Annotated in this window: 15 protein-coding genes; 7 read left to right on the top strand and 8 right to left on the bottom strand. The window is 48.5% G+C overall.

Annotation, left to right across the window (positions count from 1 at the left end; genetic code table 11):
• Positions 1–165: 165 nt before the first annotated feature.
• On the top strand, positions 166–1800 hold the full coding sequence (locus tag PN462_RS05975) for an alpha-D-glucose phosphate-specific phosphoglucomutase (protein WP_272127109.1): 1635 nt from the start codon (positions 166–168) through the stop codon (positions 1798–1800).
• Between the two features lie 301 nt (positions 1801–2101).
• On the opposite strand, the gene PN462_RS05970 is transcribed toward PN462_RS05975, so the two are convergent.
• The 4 genes from PN462_RS05970 to PN462_RS05955 form a co-directional block, all read right to left on the bottom strand.
• Positions 2102–3877 (bottom strand): S8 family peptidase, encoded by a 1776-nt coding sequence (locus PN462_RS05970; protein ID WP_272127108.1) that lies wholly within the window; start codon positions 3875–3877, stop codon positions 2102–2104.
• 265 nt (positions 3878–4142) lie between these two features.
• The gene (rfbD, locus tag PN462_RS05965) at positions 4143–5024 is read right to left on the bottom strand and encodes a dTDP-4-dehydrorhamnose reductase (RefSeq protein WP_272127107.1); all 882 of its coding nucleotides are present in this window, start codon (positions 5022–5024) and stop codon (positions 4143–4145) included.
• Positions 5025–5174: 150 nt separating this feature from the next.
• Complete coding sequence (locus PN462_RS05960; protein WP_272127106.1) at positions 5175–5783, bottom strand: alpha/beta hydrolase; 609 nt, start codon at positions 5781–5783, stop codon at positions 5175–5177.
• A gap of 32 nt (positions 5784–5815) precedes the next feature.
• Complete coding sequence (locus tag PN462_RS05955; RefSeq protein ID WP_272127105.1) at positions 5816–6616, bottom strand: alpha/beta hydrolase; 801 nt, start codon at positions 6614–6616, stop codon at positions 5816–5818.
• Between the two features lie 242 nt (positions 6617–6858).
• On the opposite strand from PN462_RS05955, the gene PN462_RS05950 reads away from it, so the two are divergent.
• The 5 genes from PN462_RS05950 to PN462_RS05930 all read left to right on the top strand — a co-directional run bounded on the left by PN462_RS05950 (position 6859) and on the right by PN462_RS05930 (position 17872).
• Positions 6859–8841 carry an FAD-dependent oxidoreductase gene (locus PN462_RS05950; RefSeq protein ID WP_443029080.1) on the top strand — a complete coding sequence of 661 codons (1983 nt, stop codon included), beginning with the start codon at positions 6859–6861 and terminating at the stop codon, positions 8839–8841.
• Between the two features lie 383 nt (positions 8842–9224).
• Positions 9225–10592 (top strand): ATP-binding protein, encoded by a 1368-nt coding sequence (locus PN462_RS05945; protein ID WP_272127103.1) that lies wholly within the window; start codon positions 9225–9227, stop codon positions 10590–10592.
• A 109-nt stretch (positions 10593–10701) separates the two neighbouring features.
• The gene (locus tag PN462_RS05940) at positions 10702–15570 is read left to right on the top strand and encodes an LpqB family beta-propeller domain-containing protein (RefSeq protein ID WP_272127102.1); all 4869 of its coding nucleotides are present in this window, start codon (positions 10702–10704) and stop codon (positions 15568–15570) included.
• Between the two features lie 129 nt (positions 15571–15699).
• Positions 15700–16272, top strand: a complete 573-nt coding sequence (locus PN462_RS05935) for a TerD family protein (RefSeq protein WP_272127101.1) — start codon at positions 15700–15702, stop codon at positions 16270–16272.
• Between the two features lie 190 nt (positions 16273–16462).
• Positions 16463–17872, top strand: coding sequence for an amidohydrolase (locus tag PN462_RS05930; RefSeq protein WP_272127100.1), 1410 nt, complete (start codon positions 16463–16465; stop codon positions 17870–17872).
• A gap of 280 nt (positions 17873–18152) precedes the next feature.
• Here the strand turns inward: PN462_RS05930 and PN462_RS05925 are convergent, their stop codons facing one another.
• Together PN462_RS05925 and PN462_RS05920 are read right to left on the bottom strand one after the other, a co-directional pair.
• Positions 18153–18749 (bottom strand): hypothetical protein, encoded by a 597-nt coding sequence (locus PN462_RS05925; protein ID WP_272127099.1) that lies wholly within the window; start codon positions 18747–18749, stop codon positions 18153–18155.
• Between the two features lie 82 nt (positions 18750–18831).
• Entirely contained in the window at positions 18832–19602 is a 771-nt protein-coding gene (locus tag PN462_RS05920; protein ID WP_272127098.1) for an ABC transporter ATP-binding protein, read from the bottom strand.
• Between the two features lie 109 nt (positions 19603–19711).
• On the opposite strand from PN462_RS05920, the gene PN462_RS05915 reads away from it, so the two are divergent.
• The gene (locus PN462_RS05915; RefSeq protein ID WP_272127097.1) at positions 19712–21379 is read left to right on the top strand and encodes a serine/threonine-protein kinase; all 1668 of its coding nucleotides are present in this window, start codon (positions 19712–19714) and stop codon (positions 21377–21379) included.
• Positions 21380–21388: 9 nt separating this feature from the next.
• On the opposite strand, the gene PN462_RS05910 is transcribed toward PN462_RS05915, so the two are convergent.
• On the bottom strand, positions 21389–21817 hold the full coding sequence (locus tag PN462_RS05910; RefSeq protein WP_272127096.1) for an EVE domain-containing protein: 429 nt from the start codon (positions 21815–21817) through the stop codon (positions 21389–21391).
• Between the two features lie 232 nt (positions 21818–22049).
• Positions 22050–23324, bottom strand: coding sequence for an ankyrin repeat domain-containing protein (locus tag PN462_RS05905; protein WP_272127095.1), 1275 nt, complete (start codon positions 23322–23324; stop codon positions 22050–22052).
• Between the last annotated feature and the right edge of the window lie 261 nt (positions 23325–23585).

Genomic DNA, 23585 nt, shown 5'->3' with positions numbered 1-23585 from the left:
AAATTTGAGCTTTTTATAGAAATATTCAATAAAAACTACAAAAAAATAAACTAAAACTTATCAATTTTCCATTCTCAATTCTCCATTCTCCATTACCCCTCCCCCATTCCCAAAAAACTCCCCCTGCCGTTTTAAGATGAGGGTGAACGCTTAGGTGAGGTTTTTATGAATTTACGTACAGTGGCGACCACGCCGTTTGAGGATCAGAAACCCGGTACATCAGGGCTGCGGAAGTCTGTTCCTGACTTTCAAAAGCCCCATTATTTGGAAAATTTTATTCAATCAATCTTTAACAGTCTCGATGGCATCGAGGGACAAACCTTGGTATTAGGGGGAGATGGCCGTTATTACAACCGCACGGCGATTCAAACCATTCTCAAAATGGCGGCGGCTAATGGCATAGGTAAGGTATTGGTGGGGCAAGGGGGCATTCTCTCCACTCCGGCTACATCCTGCATTATTCGCAAGTATGAGACCTTTGGGGGGATTATTCTTTCGGCGAGTCATAACCCAGGGGGACCCAATGGAGATTTTGGGGTGAAGTACAATATCAGCAATGGTGGCCCTGCACCGGAAAAGGTGACGAGTGCGATTTTTGAGCAGAGTAAGCGGATTCAAGCGTATAAGATTTTAGAAGCGGCGGATATTAATTTAGACCGTGTGGGGACATTTAAGCTGGGGACAATGGAGGTGGAGATTATTGACTCGGTTGTCCCTTATTTGGAGTTGATGGAGTCGTTGTTTGATTTGGAGGCGATTCGTCAGTTGCTGACTTCTGGGAAGTTTCGGATGTGTATGGACTCGCTTCATGCGGTGACGGGGCCCTATGCGAAGCAGATTTTTGAAGGGCGGTTGAATGCTCCCAAGGGGACGGTACAAAATGGCGAACCGTTGGAAGATTTTGGCGGTGGCCATCCGGACCCGAATTTGGTTTATGCCGAGGAGTTGGTTGAGTTACTGTTTGGGGAGGATGCACCAGATTTTGGGGCTGCGTCGGATGGAGATGGCGATCGCAATATGATTTTAGGCCACCACTTTTTTGTCACCCCTAGCGATAGTTTAGCCGTGTTAACAGCCAATGCTCACCTCGTACCGGGGTATAAGGATGGCCTAGCCGGAGTGGCCCGTTCAATGCCCACCAGTGCCGCAGTCGACCGTGTGGCCGCTAAACTGGGGATAGATTGTTATGAAACCCCGACAGGTTGGAAGTTTTTCGGGAATTTACTCGATGCAGAGAAAGCGACGCTTTGCGGTGAGGAAAGTTTTGGGACAGGATCGAACCATGTGCGGGAGAAAGATGGCCTGTGGGCAATTTTGTTTTGGTTGAATATTTTGGCGGTGACGGGGAAATCCGTTGAGGAGTTAGTGCGAGAACATTGGCAGACCTATGGACGGAATTTTTATTCCCGTCATGACTACGAGGAGGTGGACAAGGCCGCAGCAACCGAGTTAATGGATAACTTGCGATCGCAATTTACCCCTCTCAAAGGCCAAACCTTCGGGTTTTACACCATCGAATATGCCGATGATTTCAGTTACACTGATCCCGTTGATGGCAGTATCGCCGAAAAACAGGGCATTCGCATTGGCTTTACCGACGGGTCCCGTATTGTCTTCCGCTTATCCGGGACCGGGACCAAAGGGGCCACCCTACGGGTGTATTTAGAAAGTTATGAACCAGACACCAGCAAACACGGAGAAGACACCCAAACCGCATTAGGGGACTTAATCCAAATTGCTAAAGACGTAGCCAAAATTCAAGAGTTCACAGGCCGTAATGAACCCACTGTGATTACTTAATAGCAGGGTAGTAGGGGCAATTCCTGAATTGCCTCTACTTTGGGGAAGGTGGGGAGTTGATAGTTGGGGGATTGAACCACAAAGACACAAAGGACACAAAGGGAAGATGGAGGAGATGGAGAAGATAGGGAAGATGGAGGACATAGGGGAGTTGGTCTATCAACCCGTTAAACACGGGTTTCAGCTATTAGCCTTGGGTTGAAACCCAAGGCATGGGAAAATCACAAAGAACAAAGAACAAACAACATTACTGTTCCGGAGTTCCCTGTTCCCTTGTTTACAAACAACAAACCCCCTTAACCTACCCCAAATTTACCCCCGTTTCATCCTTCATCACCAGCTTCGCTAAAGCAAAACAAAGTAACGCATTCACCCCCAAGAAACCCCGGGCCAATATCCCCTCTCCCAGTCCCCACACTTCCGGGGAAATCACCGCATTCACTGCTAAACAAGAAGAAACCCCCAAAGCCGTCCCAATAGCCAACCATTTCCACTGGGGATGTCCCAACAACAGGATAATTAATACCCCTGGAATTAAAAGACTGGCAAACAACGGATTTAACGCTGTTCCCCCATTTAACGCATTCCCTAACTCAGGAATAGAACTCCCTAACACTCGGAAAGGGGCCTGGGGAAGGTCGAAAATATAAAAACCTTGTAGGAAAAACAACCCACAACTCCCCGCAACCAAACCACTACTCAAAGTCCAACTCCAAGCAAAGGGGAAATAGTTGCGTAACAACCACGCTAACAAATAAGACCCAATCACCATCGCTAACTTAGGCAACAAGGCCACCACACCCCCATCAATCCAAAAGCCGGGGTTTAAATAACCACTATCCCGCAACCATCGGAAAAAGTCTTTCACCGTAATTTGCCCTTTCAAGGCCAATTTTACCGCCGACGTTGCATCCAGTTGTCCTGCCCCATAATGATTTAAAGTGTCTTCTTCTACAGGTCGGGCAGATTTCTGCAAGATATCATAAACCTGTTCTGGTTCAGTAATGCCAGCCGCTTTAATTAAAGCCGCAACTCCGGCCACATGGGGGGCCGCCATACTGGTCCCTTGATACTCCGCAAAAACCGCCTCTCCTGTGCGAGGATCAATGGTGTGTTGCAGAATTTTACCGTTCTCACCGCCTCCAGGGGCCGAAATGTCTACTCCCGCCCCAAAGTTAGAGTAAGGGGCTTTATTTTGCCCAGAATCGAGGGCTGAGACGCTTAATACTTTGGGATAGCGGGCCGGATAGGAGGCCGAATTGCGGTTTTCATTTCCGGCAGCCGCAATAACAGCAACGCCTTTATCATAGGCATAATTTACCGCTTCTTCCATCAGTTGACTAGACCCACTGCCCCCTAAACTGAGGTTAATGACATCTGCGTCATGATCTGCTGCAAAACGAATACCTTCGGCAATATCGGAGACCGTCCCCCCTCCACCTTGGCCAAGGACTTTAATGGGCATAATTTTGGCATGATGGGCAATGCCGGCCACGCCGTAGTTATTATTGGTCGATTGGGCAATAGTCCCCGCAACGTGCGTTCCGTGGCCCACATCATCTTGGGCTTCTATTTGGTCACTGACAAAGTTATAACCTTGAGTAAACTTAGTGTCTTTTAAGTCCGGGACTTGACTTACTCCAGTATCAATTACGGCCACTGTCACGCCTTCCCCGGTGGAGTCTTCCCAAGCGGTTTCAACGTTAATCGCTTGTAAGTTCCATTGTTTACTATAGTCGGGGTCGTTGGGTCGAAAAAGGGTGTGATAAGTGTAGTTCGGTTCAATATATTCCGTAACCGCTTTAAAGTTAGATTTACGGAGGGTTTGCAAGGTGCTTGCGTCTCCGTCCATGATGTAAATATGATCCTGTTCAGAGAATTCGCTATTCAGACGGGGAGTGACATGATAGCGAGTGGCAATGGTCTCTAATTTTTCCTCTAAGGTGGTCGTGGGAATATCCTCCCGAAAATCTAAAATAATGGAGTTATACGTGCCTTGGTTGGCTAACCCCTGATAACTCCATAGGGCAAACCCTAGGCCGAGAATAAATAAGCCGATTAATAAGAGTCTTTTCATAGTCCAAAATCGTGAGGAGAATTACACCAAGCGCGAAACTACTTACACCATAGCTCATCTGTTAGGAAACGGCGAGTTGGTTGTTGGTTATGAACAAACATCCAGTCTATGCCTTCTTTTTATACTGCCCTCTATGATGCCAATGTCCTTTATTCTGCCTATTTGCGGGATTTAGAGACCTACGATAACGATAGGTGATATTTTTATGACTCGCAATACTCGAAAGGGGTCTGGTTGAAGACCTACCTCTGTCAAGGTACTACAATTAACTGAAATAATTTTTGAGCATTTTTTGTAAACTGCTTCGCCAGTGGGGGGGGATATGGTCTAAGGCTTGGATCAGAGATTGGGAGGAGAGAACGGAATAGGCCGGTCTTTGGGCGGCGGTGGGGTATTCTGAGGTGGGAATGGGGATGATTTGTTGAAGGGGGAAAGAGAGTCCTAAATTTCGCGCTTCTGCAAAGATGGCTACCGCAAAATCATACCAACTGGCTACCCCACTATTGCTGTAATGATAAAGCCCGGTAAAATCAGGGGGAAGTTGGGTCACTAAAGCTGCTAAGTCCCCGGTCCAGGTGGGTGTGCCGATTTGATCTTCTACGACTCTTAGTTTTTCTCGTTCTTTCCCCAGTCGGAGCATGGTTTTCACGAAGTTTCCGTGGCCATAGGCCCCATACACCCAACTGGTGCGGAGAATGAGGGATTGAGAACAGGTGGCTAAAATGGCTTGTTCGCCTTCTCGTTTGCTTTTCCCGTACTGACCGAGAGGATTGGGGGGATCGGTTTCAGTATAGGGGAGATGGTGGTGTCCATCAAAGACATAATCTGTGGAAAAATGCACTAAAGTTGCCCCTACTTGCTCGGCTTCTTCGGCTAAAATTTGGGGGGCTGTGGCATTAATGGTGGTGGCTAACTGGGGTTCACTTTCTGCCCGATCCACTGCTGTATAAGCGGCACAGTTAATGATAGATTGGGGTTGAAGATTGCGGACGAGTTGGCGAATTTGGTCCGGTTGGGTGAAATCGCAGCGATCGCGCCCCACTGTCACTAATTCTTTCACTAATTCTTTCCCCGCTTGACTAAATGCCCGTTGTACCGCCTGTCCCAGTTGTCCCGTTGTCCCAAGGAGTAAAGTTTTCCCCTGCATTCTTCTCTCAGTGTCCCGTTTGAGCCAGTGTCTTTGTTAGCGTAGCAGATAATTGACCGACTGCCTGCCCAAGAATGACTCAACCTGTTGGAATGGGGTTTGGCTTTGAGCCTTGGGGGTTAACCCAAGACTCAACTGAGGGACTAAATGTTAATCTGTGGGGGGTTCACACTCACAGATAAAACTCCCTAACAAGTCCCGTAACACTGCAATGGGAACTTCAACAAAATCCAACACTTGCGTCACAATGCGGTTGACATCATTGGCCACACGGGCGAGGTTTTGCCCATCCACATACATATACTCTAGGGGATAATTTTGGAAAAATTCCAACAAACTGATGCGGCCATCATCCGACAGCGACATCAAAATTCCCCCCCGCAAGGACTGGATATTAGCCCGTTTGGACTTCGTGTGGATAATATCCCCCATTTCAAAGAGAGCATATTCCCCAAAAATGGTATTTAAGACATCATGAGCAAACAGGAAATCTAACCCCACTTCAGAGGTGAGAAACTGTTGCACCATTTCTGGGTCTTGGCCAGAATACCCCAGTAACACTTGTAAATCATTGGACTGTTCTCCAGTTTCTGCAAACTCCACAAAGTCTTCAACAGAAATGGTTTCTTGAATGGGTCCATAGGTGAGAACCACTTGGTCTGCGGCCTCAGACCGGGGACTACTCAGCAGCAGACTACTCCCTGCTCCCAGGAGACACATCCCCACTTGAGTCACTTTCGATCGCAAAGATAAAGCCATAATTCCTTCTCGATAGTTGCACAGATTTTCTCTTACTTAACGTTTTTCACCGTGATGCTTTTCACTCCTTGGGCGGTTTCTTCCACGGTTAAGGTCGTTTCGCCAAGGTTTTCGTCGGTGACGGTTAAGTTGGTGGGACAGTTTTTGTCCGTGGTAGCGGAAGATTGCAGATCACTATCCATCTCACTATCCATTTCGTCTGCGGTCGGAGCAGGACAGTCACAAATCGCTCCTTCTAAGAAGTCTAACACCACTGATAAGGTGGGTTGCAGTCCGTCAATGAAGTTAACGGCCCCTTCATAGATGCTTTGCAGACTGGATAGGTCTAAGTTAACGGTTTCGACGGGATACCGTTCCACTAATTCCAGAATGGAGACGCGGTTATCATCTTCTATGGATTCTTCAATGGTATCTTTGAGATAAGCGACATCTTCCTCAACTTGGCCAGTATTAATCGCTCGCTCAATTTGCACCACGACAAATTCCCCAATGGAAGACCCCAAGAGGTTTTGGATGAAGTCGGGACGGAGGCGAATTTCGGTGGTGAGTGCATCTTGTAGGATATCGGGAACTTCTGCACCAATTTCCCCAATTTCTAAGAGTAAATCTTCTAATTCAGGCCCTATATCGCCATTTCTAGCGAAGTCCACGAGGATATCGGTGGTGACAGTCGTTTCAAATTCATTGTATCTGACGTTGATCACTTCCGTTGCGTTGACACCTCCTCCCCAGCAGAGTAACCCGGCTCCTGTACCAATGATGGCTGCTTGGGTAAGGGTCTTGGCACGATTCCATTGCTTTTTCCATAGGGAGGTGGACAAAATTGAAGACATCTTTAACTATTCTCCTGAAAAAGGGACTTTTCAGAACAGGATACCAAGATTTTTTAGTTTTCCGTATCCGCAGAATATTTAAAATGGGTTTTTTAGGGGAGATGGGAGTCAGGAGATGGAGGAGATGGGGAGATATGGGTTTATGGTACTGTTGTCTAAACTGGATGCTTCCCGATCGCCCCATGCTTCCCTATCTCTTGGGACTCGCGCTACAATCGAAGTCTGACTCCTCATTATTTCTTATGAACCGGACACCGTTTGCGCTGCTGCTGGCGAGTACCTTAACTCTTGTGAGTTCCCTTCCTTGGGGGACTGTGGCTGCTCCTCCCCGTTCTGTTGATGATACCGTGGATTGTGATCTGTTGATTATTGGGGGCGGGTTAGCGGGGACGGCGACGGCCTATGAGGCACTCTGGGCGGGGCGTACTGTCTGTATGACCGAGATTACAGACTGGGTGGGGGGACAGGTTTCGGCCCAGGGGACATCGGCTTTGGATGAAAAACGTATGCAGCGATCGCGCCTTTTCTTCCCTAGAGGCTACAACAATTTTCGCATCCGCATCGAGAAATTTTACCATCAACTCAACCCCGGTGACTGTTGGGTGAGTGAGTCCTGTTTTCGGCCCGATGATGCTCACCACATCCTCACTGAACAGTTAAACCATGCAGCACAACAAGGCCAAGGTCGCTTACATTGGTTTCCCTCCACCGTCGTGAAAGAACTAGACTATGATCAAACCGGGCGATTGATTGAAAGCGCGATCGCTATTCAACATCAACCCTCACCCCCTGGCCCCCTCTCCCACATCCTCCCCGACGCATACACCTACACAGACTCCCCCCGCTTCACCAAAACCCTCCTTCGCTTTCAACCCAAACAAGAACAATGGCTCGTCATTGATGCCACAGAAACCGGGGAAATCATCGCTCTCGCCGACGTTCCCTACCGTTTGGGCATTGACCCCCTATCCCCCGTTGAACCCTCCTCCTCAAGCCCCACAGGCGACCCCTATTGCACCCAGGGATTCACCTACACCTTCGCCATGGAGAAAACTGCCACCCCCCAAACCTACCAAGTCCCCGAATTCTACCCCCAATACGAACCCTACTTCAGCTTTGAACTCCCCCGGTTAGCCAACCTCAACCTCCTCTTTACCTACCGTCGCATCTGGAGTCCCACCACCGGAGAAAAAACCGGGTTTCGCGGCATCAACTGGACAGAAGTCACCCCAGGGGATATCTCCATGCAAAACTGGACATGGGGCAATGATTACCGCCCCGGAACCGCCCAAGATAACCTAGTCTATACCCGTGAACAACTGCGAGAAACCGGACAACTGCAACCCGGAGGATGGAGGGGAGGGTTACGCACCGAAACCCTCAGAAAAGGCGAAGAACACGCCATCAGCTTCTTTTATTGGTTCGTCCAAGGGACAACCGACTCTCAGTTAGGAGAAGGAGTCAAACAACCGGACCCCACCTATCGCTATCTCTCCGGGTTAGACTCCCCCATGGGGACAGTCCACGGCCTCTCCAAATATCCCTACATCCGCGAAGGCCGTCGTCTCATCGGTCGTCCCTCCTTTGCTTATCCCGAAGGGTTTAGTATTAATGAAATTGATATCTCAGCCCAAAATTACCGTGATCCCTACTACAAAAATACCCTCCCCCCCTCCCTCTATGAGCAATTATGGCTCAGATTAGCAGGACTCGAAGCCCTGGCCGTAGCGAGGGGAGAAATTCCCCTAGACCAAATTACCCGACGCACCCGATCAACCCTTTATCCCGACTCTGTGGGCATTTCCCAATACAATATTGATTTTCACCCCTGTATGACCCTTTCCCCCCCAGAACATCCCAATAACACCGAAAAAGAGGGAACAAGACAGGGGGCCGCCACCACCTATCCGGCCCAAATTCCCCTCCGGGCCCTGATTCCCCAAAAAATTGATAACCTCTTAGTCGCCGGGAAAAGTATCGCCACCAGTCATATTGCGGCTGCCGCATATCGAGTACATTCCTTTGAATGGTCGGTCGGTGCAGCAGCCGGGACAACGGCGGATTATGCTTTAGAACAGGGGATTTTGCCCTACCAGTTAGTAGAAACCATGCCTCGGTCTAATCCTCAGTTGCGAGAATTGCAACAACGTTTAATTCAAAATGGGAATGCGATCGCTTTTCCCGATATGTCCATTTTTAATTTAGATTGGGAAGCGTGGAAGTAGGACTAGCAGGGGTTGTCCCCATTCACTTGCTCATCCTGATAACAAAAAGGTCACAATGGTACAAACATCCGCTAAAGGGTGAAGATTAGAGAGTTAGAAAGAAATCTTGTTTCTAGTTGTCTGGTGGAGGGGGAGAAACCGGGTTTCTGTGGTCAGTTTAGGGTGAAGATTAGAGAGTTAGAAAGAAACCCGGTTTCTAGTTGGCTGGTGGAGAGGGAGAAACCGGGTTTCTGTGGTCAGTTTAGGGTGAAGATTAGAGAGTTAGAAAGAAACCCGGTTTCTAGTTTGCGGATCAAGAGTTACCTTCATAATCCTTGGACTGGAATGGACTGGCAGTTATTGATAATGGTAAAATTTGAGCAAAATCTTTCCACCAAAACCCTATGGCTGTAGATATCCGCACCTTCTATCGCGCTGCTAACCCGACCAAAACTATTGGCCTGAGTACCCCAGAAGACCGTCGTTACTATATTGATTTTTCCGAGGTGCGGGGTGCGGACTTGATTCAAGAACTGAAAACGAAAATCTCTTTTTTCTGTCCTGATGACCCTACTTGCACCCTATTTACAGGATATATTGGTTGCGGGAAATCCACGGAATTACTGCGGTTGCAACTGGAATTACAAGCGGAACGGTTTCATGTGGTTTATTTTGAGTCCAGTGAAGACTTAGAAATGGCTGATGTGGATATTAGCGATGTTTTTCTTGCAATTGCGCGACGGTTAAGCCAGAGTTTAGAGGAGATGACCATTCCTTTGCCGCAACGGTTAATGGGACTGTTGCAAGGGGCGACTAAGGTTTTATTCTCAGAAGTGGAGATTGAACAGTTTAAGGTGGGAATTCCTTCTGTTGCGGGATTACCGGAAATTAAGTTATCAACGAAGAAAGAGGGGAAATTTTCTCTGGCGTTGGGTATTGCGGAGGTTAACGCCAGAGTTAAGCGTGATCCTCGCTTGCGGGAACAATTAAATCAGTATCTTGGGCCGAGGACTCCCCAACTGATCGAGGCCATTAATACGGAATTAATTCAACCTGCGATCGCGCAACTCAAAAAACAAGGAAAAGCCGGATTAGTCGTCATTGTGGACAACTTAGACCGCATTATCCAGCGTAATAAATCTTGGGGCAGACCCCAAGCAGAATATTTATTTGTAGATCGCGGGGCTGATTTAAGCAAACTCGCCTGTCATCTCGTTTATACCATGCCCCTCGCCCTGAAATTTTCCAACGAATACGGCAATTTAACCCAACGATTCGACGCTGAACCCCTCGTTTTGCCAATGATCCCCCCCTGTTATAAAGATGGTAGGGAACACGAACAAGGAATGGCTTTATTGCGTCAGATGGCATTAGCGCGGGCTTTACCCGATGCTACCCCCGAAGACCGTTTAGCACAACTAGACAATATATTTGAATCTCAAGCAGCATTAGACCGTCTCTGTCGCATGAGTGGAGGGCATCCCCGTGATCTATTGCGGTTTTTGAGTAAATGGATTGAAAAAGGGTTGAGTTTACCCCTCAAGGGAGAAATTCTCGAAAAAATTATTCGAGAGAGTCGTAATGAACTGCGAATGACCATTTCTGATGCAGAATGGGAGTTGCTTCGACAGGTGCAACAACGTAAAAAAGTGAGTGATGATCAAGGATATCAGACCTTAATTCGCAGTCGTTGGGTTTTTGAATATCGCAATCAGGAGGAGTGGTGGTTTGAGGTCAATCCCTTGTTAACCGAAGCCCCAGAGTTATCATAAAATTCTATGGGTTAATCATTGTTATAGCGGGAAAGATGCCCACCTTACGATAATAATTAAATAGTGATTCATAACCCCACAAAAGCATGTCCCCATTCCCTTGACGACCATGAGAGAAGTAGAAATCGCCCAATTTGCCCAGGTGTTAGAACTGTCTGCGGGAACATTTCGCCTTTTTGTGGCGCGATGTAATTCTGTCCCGTGGCGTACCCAGATTATCGAACACCTGCAAAGCGTCTGCGCTCTCAGTTTACACCAACTCACCCTAGACCCAGAAGACACCCAACTTTATACTCGCATCACCTGTGAAATTAGCCCAAATTCCCCAGAAATCTTGATGGTAGTAGGGTTAGAACAACATCACCATTTGGCACAACTCTTTGCCCAAGCGAACCAAGAACGGGATAAATATATCAAAAACTTCTCCTTTCCCTTGGTCATCTGGATGAGCGATCGCATTTTTGCCCAACTCCATCGAGAAGCGTCAGACCTCCAGAGTATTGCCGAAACCGAAGCATTTACCATCCCAGAGTCCTTTTGGGCTAATTTTGTCATCGACACCGCCCAACAACGCTGTGAGGAGATTTTAGAGCAGGGAGCGACCCGGTTTTTGCCCCCCCTCCCCTCAGAAACTGACCCGGCGTTCCGCGACGCATTACAGGCCGCCCTAGACGGAATTTCCGAACCGACGGCACAAACTCAGGCATATCAGGCATTTTTACAAGCGAGAACCTACCCTTATACCCACTCAACCGCCCGCACAACCTACGAAACCAGTCTCCGCCAATGGCCAGAACAGGATAATTCTCGACATCGTGCCATTGTTCACTATTGTCTGGGGGATTGGTGGCGAGCTCAAACCCGCTTACACCGCCGCACCGCCGCCACCGCTTGGGAGAAGGCTTGTAAACAGTTCCAGCACTGTCTCCAGCACCTCCGGCAAACGGGACAATCTGAGCTTGTCGCCCGTTTTCTCCCTGCCTTGGGGGATGCCTTCCTAGCGACTCAGCAATGGTCAGCCTTAGCGGAACTGGCCCAAGAACTCCTCACCTTACAGCAATCCTATCCCCATCCCGTGCGACATTCCCAAGTCTTGGCATTTTTAGCCGAAGTGGCCTTAGCGGGAGGGGAAGAAAAACAGGCGGAACACTATGCGAGAGAGGCGTTAAAGCGGGTTGGACGGGAGGAGGCGGCTTATTTGTTGATTTTAGCGCGATCGCAACACCAGCAAAACCAACACTCCCAAAGCCTCAAAACCCTCACCCAAGCCCTAAACAGCACCCAACCCCAAGCCGACATCGACCTCTATTTAACCATCCTACAAGCCCTAGAAAACGGCTATCGCCAACAAGCCAACTACGTGCAAGCCTACCGTTACAAGCGACAACAACGGGACTTAGAAACCCAATTTGGTCTGCGGGCCTTTTTAGGTGCAGGCCGCATCCAACCCCAACAAAGCGAACAACTCCTCCAACCCCAAGACAACAAAGCAGTCGCCTTGGAAATTCGCGTCTCAGGACGCATGACCGATGTAAACGAATTAGTCAACCGTATCGGACGAGATGACTATAAAATTACCATCCTCTACGGGCCATCAGGAGTCGGGAAAAGTTCTCTCGTCACAGGGGGTCTGTTACCCTGTTTATGGCAATTGCACTGTGGGACAGAAAGCGAGCAAGTCTTACCCCTTTATTTGCGGAGTTATGAAGACTGGGAACGAGTCATAGGAGAAACGCTACAACAGGCATTAGCCCAACTCGAAACCCCCATCAACCCCCCCAAAACCCAAACCGACCTCCTCACCATTCTGCAACAGTGCATCAACCAGCGCATTCGCCCCGTCTTTCTCTTTGACCAATTTGAAGAATTCTTCTTTGTTTATCCCCAACGTCCCGAACGGGATCAATTTTTCGCCTTTCTCGGTGACTGCTTGAAGTTGTTACCCCTAAAAGTCCTCTTTTCCCTACGAGTGGAATATCTATCGCTACTGTTAGACCGACCGGGGTTTAGTTGCATTGATGGGGAAATCTTGAGTCAGAAAGTCCGCTATCTGGTGGATCATTTTACAGTCGAACAAGCGCGAACCGTGGTACAAAATTTAGTCGAACGCGCTCAACTCCCGTGGGAAAAGGGATTAGTCAATACCGTCATTGCCGACTTAGCCCAAGGCTATCCCCTCATCCGTCCCATTGAATTACAAATTGTCGGCGCACAGATGCAGCAAGAAAGCATCGAAACCAGCGCGGCCTACGAGAAAGTAGGAGGAAAAGCGGAGTTAGTCCCCCATTATTTTACCGAGGTCATTCGAGATTGTGGCAAGCGCGATGAGTCCTTAGCCGGGTTAGTGTTATTTCATCTTACCAACGACCAAGGCCAAAGACCCCTCAAGACGCAAGAGGAGTTAACGAAGGAATTAGAAGCGGATAGCGAAAGATTGGGGGGAGTGTTAGAAATTTTGCTCATTTCCGGGTTAGTCGTCACAGTAGAGGATGAACCCCCCCGTTATCAGTTGGTGCATGATTATTTAGTCAGGCCGATTCGCCATTGGTATAACCAAGAGTTGCGCCAAACCATGGAGCGGTTAGAACGAGAACGGCAGGAGGCAAAACGACAACAACGGTTTTTGCGATCGGTGTTAACTGGCGGTGCAGTAGTGGCCGCCGTAGGGTTTGCAGTCTTAGGGAATCTGGCATACCGAGGGCAACAACGCGCCGAAGAAGCAGCAATGCGTTCTCAAATTCGGGAATTGGCGGTACAGTCGGAAGCATTAAGAGAAAAGCGTCCTAATGCTGGTACATTAAGCGGGTTATTGGCTGTTGAAGCGTTCAATTTATCCAAACGTAAGAAGATTAAACCGATTGAGGTAGATACTGCTGTTCATGGTAGCTTAAAAAAACTTCCCCAGTCTATCGCTCATATTAACCATGATGATAAAATTCAAGCAGTAGAGTGGAGTCCCGATGGACAGTTTCTCGCTACTGGAAGTGATGACTGGATAGTGAGAATAGTGACCATCGAAACGGGAGAGGAAATTGCTCGCATTGACCATGATGGTAGAGTCAGCACAGTGGCATGGAGTCCCGATGGACGGTTTCTCGCTACTGGAAGTGATGACGGGACAGCAAGAATAGTGACCGAAACGGGAGAAGAAATTGCTCGCATTGACCATGATGGTAGAGTCAGGGGAGTAAAGTGGAGTCCCGATGGAAAATTTCTCACTGTGAGTAATGACGAGATAGCGAGGGTTGTGGTTGCTGAAACGGGAGAGGAAAAATTCCGTATTGACCATGATGGTAGAGTCAGGAGAGTAAAGTGGAGTCCCGATGGAAAATTTCTTGCGACTGTGAGTAATGATGGAACAGCGAAAGTGGTGGTCTTTGAAACAGGAAAGGAAAAATTCCGTATTGACCATAATGATACAATTTGGAAAGTACAATGGAGTCCCGATGGCAGGTTTCTCGCTACTGTGAGTGATGACAAAACAGCAAGAGTAGTGGCCGTCGAAACGGGAGAGGAAATTGCCCGTATTGACCATAATGATACAATTGGGGAAGTACAATGGAGTCCCGACGGACGATTTCTCGCTACTGGGAGTGATGACAAAATAGCAAGAGTAGTGGCCGTCGAAACGAAAAAGGCAATTGCCCATATTGACCATAAGGATAGAGTTAGGGTAGTCGAGTGGAGTCCCGATGGAAGGTTTCTCGCTACTGGGAGTGATGATGGGACAGCAAGAGTAGTGGTGGCTGAAACAGGAAAGGAAATTGTTCGCATTAACCACAATAATTTAGTTTTGATAGTCGAGTGGAGTGCCGATGGAAGGTTTCTCGCTACTGGGAGTGCTGATGAGACAGCTAGGGTAGTGGTGGCTGAAACAGGAAAGGAAATTGCCCGTATTGACCATAATGATATAATTGAGGAAGTACAATGGAGTGCCGATGGAAGGTTTCTCGCTACTGGGAGTGCTGATGAGACAGCTAGGGTAGTAGCAGTGGAAACAGGAGGAGAAATTACCCGTATCGACCATGATGGTAGGGTCAAGGAAGTAAAGTGGAGTCCCGATGGAGCAGTTATGGCTATCGTCAGTGATGACGGGACAGCGAGAGTTGTGGCTGCTGAAACAGGAAAGGAAATTACCCCCATTTACCATGATGGTAGGGTCAAGAAAGTAAAGTGGAGTCCCGATGGAGCAGTTATGGCTATCGTCAGTGATGACGGGACAGCGAGGGTTGTGGCTGTTGAAACAGGAGGAGAAATTACCCGTATCGACCATGATGGTAGGATCAAGGAAGTAAAGTGGAGTCCCGATGGAGAAGTTATGGCTATCGTCAGTGATGACGGGACAGCGAGAGTTGTGGCTGCTGAAACAGGAGGAGAAATTACCCGTATCGACCATGATGGTAGGATCAAGGAAGTAAAGTGGAGTCCCGATGGAGAATTTATGGCTATCGTCAGTGATGACGGGAAAATGCAAGTTAATGAAGTAAAAACTCTTGCACTCCAAGACACTCTCTGCCAACGCCTGTATCGTAACCTCACGGCTCAAGAATGGAAACTTTATCGTGACCCAGACTTGAGTACCTATCAACGCACCTGTCCCAACCTCCCCGTCCACCCCTCCGTTACTGAGAAAGCCTTACACTCGGTAAACCGCGACCCCGAACAAGCCCTCAAACTCTTACAACACATTGCCAAAATCGACCCCACCTCTGATCTCAACCCCTCCACCCCAGACCCAGACACCGACCCCCAACAGGTCTGGGACAAAGCCACCGCCCCCCTCAAACGCCGCGACGGCCTTGACAAAGCCCGTCAAGGCGACACCCAAGCCGCCCGCCAACTCCTCCAAGAAGCCCTCCAACGTGACCCCACCCTCGACTTAAACCCCGCAACTGAGGACATCGAACAGGATATCCCCAAAATTATCGACTTGATCCAAAAAGAAACCAACTCCCCCAACTCCCAGACCTCTCCCTAACTCTTCCACCCCCGTACATCCAACTCAAAATGTTCCATCCCTTCAACACCTTACCTGCCCAAGAAAACCTGTAAATTAAGCTACACTACTCAATAGTTCTGGATTGCAGACGATTATCAATTAGCAACTATGGGCATTTCACTCAAAAAAGGACAAAAAGTATCCCTGGAAAAAGTCGCCCCCGGACTCCAAGCTGCATTTGTGGGGTTAGGTTGGGATGTGCGTCAAACTTCCGGCCAAGACTTTGACTTAGACGCATCGGTTTTTCTGTTGGATGCCAACGAGAAATTACCCAGTGATGGGCATTTCATCTTTTATAATAACCTCGCCAGTCCCGACCCTGATCAATCGGTACGTTCCATGGGAGACAACCGCACCGGGGCCGGAGAAGGAGATGATGAGGCGATTATCCTTGACTTGCGCAAAATCCCCCCAGAAGTGCAAAAGATTGTTTTTACTGTCACCATTTACGAAGCAGAAGAACGCGGCCAAAATTTTGGTCAGGTCGAGAATGCCTTTGTTCGCTTGGTGAATGTGGAAACGAAGGAGGAAGTGCTGCGCTACGATTTAGCGGAGGATTATTCTGTCGAAACGGCCATGATTATCGCTGAATTGTATCGTCGAGACGGGGATTGGCGGATGAGTGCGGTGGGACAAGGGTATGAAGGAGGACTTCAAGCCTTATTGGAACGCTACCAGTAAAAATAATAAAAAACCCTGACTCACAGGGGGCAAGTCAGGGTTGGCTAATCAGGGTGCATCTACCAGTACAGTCTTCTCTGACTGGCGGGGTCATCCGGAACAGTGAGAGAAATTTTTTGGGGGAAGGGTTTACGGTGAGTCGGAGTGGTTTTTGATACAATACGGCCTATCCGTTAACCCCCCTAGTCCTGTGAACTTTACGATTCAACAAGCGATTATCCCCACTCTGAATGGTTATACTACCGTTGATGTGCAGATTGAAGGGGAACAGATTAAAGCCATCTCTACCGACTCCCCTTTACCTCCGAGGGGAACGGTGATTGATGGACGCAAAAAGCTGCTTTTACCGGGGTTTGTCAATGGACATACCCATTCTTCGGAGATGTGGCAACGGGGGTTAATTCCTCCCTATCCTTTGGAGTTGTGGTTGGGGGAACTCCACGAATTTACCCCCCCAAACCCGGAACAAATCTATCTGAGTGCCTTGGGGACGGCAGTGGAGACGCTGTTATCGGGGGGGACTTGTGTGGTGGATCATTTGGTTCTCATTCCGGGGAAGGAGGTGGAAACGGTGGCTGCTGCGGTGAAAGCGTATCAGGAGATTGGCATTCGTGCTTATATTGGCCCGTTAATTCAAGATCAAAGTATGTCGGAGGGGATACCTAGTGGGGGGACTCATCGGGAACATGAGGCGTATTATTGTTCCACGGAGGAGGTTTTGGGAATGATGCAGACGGTGGTGGACCGGTTTCACCAACCGGAGGCAGGGATGAATATTATGGTTGCTCCGACGGGGATACAGTTGTGTTCTGATGGGTTGTTTGCGGGTTGTATGGAATTGAGCGATCGCAACTCCCTCTGTCGTCATGCCCACCTCTTGGAAACCAAGGCACAACAACTCTTAGCCCACGAAAAGTATGCCATGACGGCGGTACAATATCTCGACAAAATTGGCTATCTCAATCCTCGCACGTCTTTAGCCCATTGTATTTGGTTAGAAGACCAAGATATTGCAATTTTGGCGAAAACTGGGGCTACAGTGGTTCATAACCCCCTCAGTAATCTCCGTTTAGGGAGTGGCATTGCACCCATTCTAAAATATCGTCAAGCGGGGATTAATGTGGCGTTTGGCTGTGATGGGGCAGCGAGTAATGACGGCCAAGACTTGTTAGAGGCGATTAAGATTGGCTCGATGTTACACAATATCACGGATCGGGATTATCAACACTGGATTACGCCCCGTGAATCGGTGGAAATGGCCGCTTTGGGAGGAGTAACAGGGTTAGGGATGGAAGACCAGTTGGGGACGTTGACGGAGGGGAAAATGGCGGATTTAGTGTTGTATGATTTAACCAATCTGTCCTTGTTACCGAAAACCGATCCTATAGGATTGTTAGTGATGGGACGACCAACTCAAGTGGTGGATAGGGTTTGGGTAAGGGGAGAGGAAATTATTGCCCAAGGCCAACCCACTCGCATTGATCTCAAGGGGTTACGGGAAGCGTTACTCCAGTATGGCGACTGGACTACTACCCGTCAATCGAATAATATTGCCCAATTAGAACAACATTATCGTCAAGTGATGGATTTACCTAAGTGAACTACCCTCACTAACCGCAAGGGGTATAGTTAGGGCTTCTAATTTCATTGGGAATTGCGTCTGACAAAACCTAAGTTTTACCAGTCCGTCTTACATTCCCTCCATCAGCAGTAACGCGCTTTCCCTAACGCCAAAATCCGCAAGCCTTCATATAGAATACAAATCGCCGCATTCACGTCTCGGTCATGGACGGAAGAAAGTAGGTTTATCAACCCGTTAAACACGGGTTTCAGCTATTAGTCTTGGGTTTTAACCCAAGGCATATAAAAGTAGCTTCAACTTATTGATAGCTGGTAAACGAATTGGATATCTCGGCAACGACTCTATCAAATTCGGGTTGTAAGGCTTTATCATAGCGGATATCTAGGGTTAAAATATCGGTTACATTTTCTCGTTCATCAAAAATGACTTTCGTATAAACGACCGTATCTCCCTGATATCCCGAAACAATAAACCAATTCTCTTCTAACCGTTGATAGGTAACATCTAAATTTTCTGCATTTAAGGCTTCATTATACATCCCTTCTAGGGTTTGATCTAAGCTATTGTGCGCCCCAAAGGCCACCATTTCAATACTTTCATTGGGGGAAATAAATTCACGGCCATCATTGTTGGTTGGGGGCGGTAAGGGGACTAGAATATTATTGGGATAAAGAACTGAGAAATGATAACGACTATTACTATACAGTTCATAACTGACTTCCTCTGGGGGCGGAATATTAATCCGTTGGGCGAGGGGCGAATAGGAATTAGAATTAGATTGGGTTTGGGCGATGGGAGTCTCTGGGGATAACTGAGACACGGGTTGGGGGACATGGCCTAAGACTCCTGTGGTACTCAAGACGATACTGGTCAAGAGGGCGGAACTTTTTAACATAATTTAAGAGGATTTTCTACGGTTTTATGCTGACGAAAAATTCCCTGAAATACAAATCACCCTCCGTTTCCTTGAGTTTCCCTTAATACCCTGATAACGCCACTTCCATCATTTCGTCAGGGGTGAGATGACTATGAAGGACAAAGCCATCTTTAAACCAAGCGATGCGTTGACTATGGCGGGCAATATCCGCTTCGTGAGTAACCATAACGACAGTAATGCCACTGGTGTTTAATTCAGTAAATAAGGTCATTACATCCTCTGCGGTTTGGGAGTCGAGGGCCCCGGTGGGTTCGTCTGCGAGGAGGAGTAAGGGTTCATTGACGATGGCCCTAGCGATGGCGACACGCTGCTGCTGTCCCCCAGAAAGCTGATTGGGTTTATTATTGATACGATTGCCTAACCCGACTCGTTCTAGGGCTAAAATTGCGCGATCGCGCCTTTCCTGGGGCGACACTCCCCCATAGATCATCGGCAACATCACATTTTCAACTGCCGTAAACTGGGGGAGGAGATGAAACTGTTGAAAAACAAAACCAATTTTCTGATTCCGAATATCAGCCAATGCAGACTCGGATAAATGGGCCACATCCTCCCCATCTAAAAAATATTGTCCATTGGTGGGACGGTCTAAACAACCAATAATATTCATCATCGTCGATTTTCCTGAACCCGAAGCCCCCATAATGGAGCAATATTCGCCTTTCGCCACTTCCAGATTAACTCCCGCCAACGCATGAACCTCCGCATTGCCACTCCCATAGACTTTCGTGATCTGCTTCATCTGAATTAATGGAGAACGAACCGGAGAAAGTTTTGTAGAGGTGTGAATTATCTTAGAAGAATCAGACATTTGTGTTGTTGTTGGTTCTTTGTTCTTAGTTCTTGGTCAGGGGACAGGGAGGGGAGTTTCTCAACCCATGACCGATGACCGATGACCGATGACCGATTACCGATGACCGATGACCGATTACCAATTATCCATTATGCCTTACTGCCTCAATCCAGAGTGTAGCCACCCCCAGAACCCCAACCGGAGTCAGTCTTGTCGGAGTTGTGGGGGCCCTCTCCTACTCAAAGACCGTTATTTATCCCTCAAACCCATTGGAAAAGGGGGGTTTGGCCGTACCTTTCTCGGTGTAGATCGCCATTTCCCGAACCATCCCCGTTGTGTGATTAAACAACTTTATCTCCAAGGGGCCACCCCAGAAGTCCAACAAAAAGCCCTCTCCCTCTTTAAACAAGAAGCCCTCCAACTGGCAGAATTGGGCAATCATCCGCAAATTCCCACCCTCAAAGCCTCTTTTAGCGATCGCGGTCAATTTTACCTCGTCCAAGACTGGATCGACGGCAAACCCCTCTCCCCCCAACAATGGCAGACACTTCCCAACCCAGAATCCCACCTCTGGCAACTCTTACAACAACTCCTCCCCGTCTTGCAATATATTCACCAACAAAACGTCATCCACCGGGATATTAAGCCAGGAAATATTATGCGACGGAAAGCCGATGGCCAATATATTTTAATTGACTTCGGAGTAGCCCGAATGCTTACCCAAACCGCCTTAATGGGGGGGGCCACCGTCATTGGGACCCCTGGGTTTATGTCCCCTGAACAAATGCGAGGGAAAGTCCTCCCGGCCAGTGATTTATACAGCTTGGGGGCCACCTGTCTCAACCTCCTCACCGCCGTTAATCCTGACCAAATGTTTGATATCATCAATGAACGCTGGAAATGGCGCAACTATCTCCACCCTGATCTGCAAATTAGTCCCCAATTGAGCAAAATTTTAAATCTCTTGGTGCATCCCTCCCTGCGTAAACGGGCCCAGTCTGCCGAAGAAGTGTTACGGGAGATGGGAACATTCACCCTCCCTCAACCCCCGACTCCTCCCCCCAATATTACCTCCCAACCTACTCAAGTCAGTCACCCCTCTCCCCAAGACGATATCTTTTCTCAACCCACCCAAGTCAGTAACCCTTCTCTCCCCAGCAATATTCCCTCTCAACCCACTCAAACCAGTCCTCCACCGTCTCAAACCCCACCGACTCAACCTTCCCCTCCCCAACGGCAGTTAAAAAGTCGTCGTCGTCCCCCCATCATGCCTCGTCAGGCCACGGCAGCAGGGGAGGCCGAAATGGAGAAATTGCGGCAAAAAATGGCGGAACCGGGGCCACAAATTCAGATTGATTATACCAATTTAGAACAATATCTCAGCCGCAAACGGTGGCAACGGGTCAATTGGCAAAAGGCCGATGATGAAACTTGGGCAATTTTATGTGAGTTAGTGGGGAAACCCCAAGGCCATTATTTGTTTCCCAGTGATCTTGAAACTCTCCCTTGTCTGGACTTACAAACAATCGATCGATTATGGTATCAAGGGAGTAAGGGGCGTTTTGGGTTTCGGGTACAAAATGCCATTTTTCGGGATGTGGGGTCTCAGTATCCTGTATTTTGTGAGGTGGTGGGATGGGAGATACAGAGTTCCTCTCACCATCCCTATTTACAGTTTAAAGCGAAAGCCCCATTGGGGCATTTACCGTCCCGTCGTTGGGTGGGTGGGGTGAATATCTGGAAACACGCGGAGGTTTTTGCCCAACGTCTTGAAGAATGTGGGGTTTGTAGTTAAGCGAAACTGTCACCCTTCCTCTATCAAAGTTTGCACCCTTTGCCATTGTTCTGGAGTGACCTTAAAATTCGTGCTATTGGGGGCGCGAATCACTAATAAATGTTGCAAAATCGGGTCTTGTTTTAAATTTTGCCGTAATAAGGGCGTGTCTAATAACTTTTGTTTAAATTTCAGCATCGCTTGGGGTTTTGTTCCCAGGCGGGTTTTATCAAGCCAATACTCTCGATCTGGAGGGGTTTTGCGGATTTTGGGGAGTTCGGTGATTTCTGCGATCGCGTAAATTCCCGCATTTGCCCCTGCTATCCAGACTAACACCTTATCCCCCAATTCCATAGTCTTAGCGTAGCGGGTGGTTAACCAAGGCATTTCCTCAAAATCTGCGATCGCTCGTCTCACTTGATAATATTTCGGATTGCCTTGAAAGAGCCAATATGCCATGAAAAATAACGCGGAATGACAGTCAATCAATCGGGTTTCCCATCGACCCAAAACAAGAGATCGGGCAGACTAACCCACAATTCCCAATTATCAACGATCCCCGATGAACAAGCAACTACTCCCGCCTATTTCCCGTTGCTCGTTCCACTAACCAGTATCTGAAGGGAACAGGGAACAGGAAGGTTTTACCCTTACCCTGCTTGAGAAAAGGCTGTTCGGGAGTTCCCTACTATTAAACCTTTCCTCCCTGTTTTTGGAGAACTTGGACAACTTCGGGATAATCATTAAATTGGGCAAGTCCTAGGGCAGTATAACCGCCTCGGTTGCGTAAATTGAGGTCAATGTGAGGATAGGCTAATAAGAGGTTGACAATCTCGATATACCCTCGATGTGCAGACCACATCAGGGCGGTGGCCCCGGCTTGGTCTTGTAAATTAATGGCTGCTCCGGCTTGGAGGAGGGTTTGTACTATGTTGGTTAAACCGCGATCGCTGGCATACATTAACACGGTGCGACTGTTGGGAAAACGGGTGTTGGGGTCTGCTCCGGCTTGGAGGAGTTGCTGGACTAAGGTTAGGTTATTTTGGGCGACGGCGAGGGTGAGGGGGGTTTCTTCTTGACTGCGAATATTAACATTTGCCCCCGCTTCAATAAACTGCTGTACTAAGTCCTCATGCTGGTGGAGGGTGGCGAGTAAGAGGGGGGTATCGCCGAGGGTGTTTTGGCTGTTAACCTCGGCGTGGGCTTGGAGGAGGAGTTGCGCGATCGCGCTATACCCTTCAATCGCCACATAATGCAAGGCTGTCTCCCCATCTTCATCTTTACTATTCACATCGGCACCCTTTTGAATCAGTGTGTTCACTGCTTCTTTCTGGCCTTCTGCTGCCGCCGCAATGAGGGCGAGTCCCCGTTGGCGGGGGGTGGGATGGGCGGCTAGGAGGGTGTGGAGAATGTCTTGATGGCCTTGTTCGGCGGCATACACTAGGGGGGTTTCGCTGTCTTTGTTGGTGGCGTTAATATCGGCCCCGGCGGTAATGAGGGGGGGGACTAAGGCCATCTGTCCCATTTTGACCGCCAGTAAGAGGGCGGTATTGCCTTGTAAATCGCTCTGATTGGGGTCTGCTTGCGCCGCTAAGAGCCGTTGAACCACTGCTAGGTGTCCTCGGTAGGCCGCCACCATTAACGCCGTTGTATTGTCTTCATTGCGGGCATTCGCATCGGCCCCGGCCTGGCAGAGAAGCTCTACCATTTCCGGTTGGTTGGCCCCGGCGGCTAACATGAGGGGGGTGAGGCCGTCGGGTTGTCTCGAAAAGTTGACATTGGCCCCGGCCTCGATGAGGAGTTGCGCGATCGCGCAATTCCCCGCATAGGCCGCCATGGCCAAGGGAGTCACCCGATCCCCCTCCACGATGCGATCAACCGCTTCCCCCTGTGCTAATGCTTGTTGTACCGCCTCGCTACGTTGCGATCGGACTGCCTGAACTAAATCAATTCGCTCGTCACTCATACCAAAGTTTCCCACTGAGGCCACTAACCACTATTTATCCTTAATCGTGTTCTGTTTAACTCAAGAAAAATAAAGATTATGTTAACTTTAATGAAGAAAAATCAGTTATGACCGCTCGTTAAAAGCTAGACATTGATTGACATTGTTCAATTTTTGTTGACTTAGAAAGGGACGAGCGTGCAGACTCAGCCATAAATCCTGTAAAAAGGTAGGCTACCTTGAGAGGGTGATCACACCCAAGTGTAAACGCCAGCACTTGGC

Origin of the sequence: Spirulina sp. CS-785/01 (assembly GCF_028330525.1) — a bacterium.
Classification (GTDB): Bacteria; Cyanobacteriota; Cyanobacteriia; order Cyanobacteriales; family Spirulinaceae; genus JAQMSD01.
The sequence above is the reverse complement of the archived record's forward strand: the minus strand, read 5'-3'. Positions and strand labels throughout refer to the sequence as shown.

Excerpts from the sequence above, each read along its gene's own strand:
- PN462_RS05915 (WP_272127097.1), top strand. The coding sequence starts at position 19,712 with ATGACCGATTACCAATTATCCATTATGCCTTACTGCCTCAATCCAGAG.
- PN462_RS05955 (WP_272127105.1), bottom strand. The coding sequence starts at position 6,616 with ATGTCTTCAATTTTGTCCACCTCCCTATGGAAAAAGCAATGGAATCGT.
- PN462_RS05905 (WP_272127095.1), bottom strand. The coding sequence starts at position 23,324 with ATGAGTGACGAGCGAATTGATTTAGTTCAGGCAGTCCGATCGCAACGT.
- PN462_RS05970 (WP_272127108.1), bottom strand. The coding sequence starts at position 3,877 with ATGAAAAGACTCTTATTAATCGGCTTATTTATTCTCGGCCTAGGGTTT.
- PN462_RS05945 (WP_272127103.1), top strand. The coding sequence starts at position 9,225 with ATGGCTGTAGATATCCGCACCTTCTATCGCGCTGCTAACCCGACCAAA.
- rfbD (WP_272127107.1), bottom strand. The coding sequence starts at position 5,024 with ATGCAGGGGAAAACTTTACTCCTTGGGACAACGGGACAACTGGGACAG.
- PN462_RS05935 (WP_272127101.1), top strand. The coding sequence starts at position 15,700 with ATGGGCATTTCACTCAAAAAAGGACAAAAAGTATCCCTGGAAAAAGTC.
- PN462_RS05960 (WP_272127106.1), bottom strand. The coding sequence starts at position 5,783 with ATGGCTTTATCTTTGCGATCGAAAGTGACTCAAGTGGGGATGTGTCTC.
- PN462_RS05975 (WP_272127109.1), top strand. The coding sequence starts at position 166 with ATGAATTTACGTACAGTGGCGACCACGCCGTTTGAGGATCAGAAACCC.
- PN462_RS05920 (WP_272127098.1), bottom strand. The coding sequence starts at position 19,602 with ATGTCTGATTCTTCTAAGATAATTCACACCTCTACAAAACTTTCTCCG.
- PN462_RS05910 (WP_272127096.1), bottom strand. The coding sequence starts at position 21,817 with ATGGCATATTGGCTCTTTCAAGGCAATCCGAAATATTATCAAGTGAGA.
- PN462_RS05925 (WP_272127099.1), bottom strand. The coding sequence starts at position 18,749 with ATGTTAAAAAGTTCCGCCCTCTTGACCAGTATCGTCTTGAGTACCACA.
- PN462_RS05940 (WP_272127102.1), top strand. The coding sequence starts at position 10,702 with ATGAGAGAAGTAGAAATCGCCCAATTTGCCCAGGTGTTAGAACTGTCT.
- PN462_RS05950 (WP_443029080.1), top strand. The coding sequence starts at position 6,859 with ATGAACCGGACACCGTTTGCGCTGCTGCTGGCGAGTACCTTAACTCTT.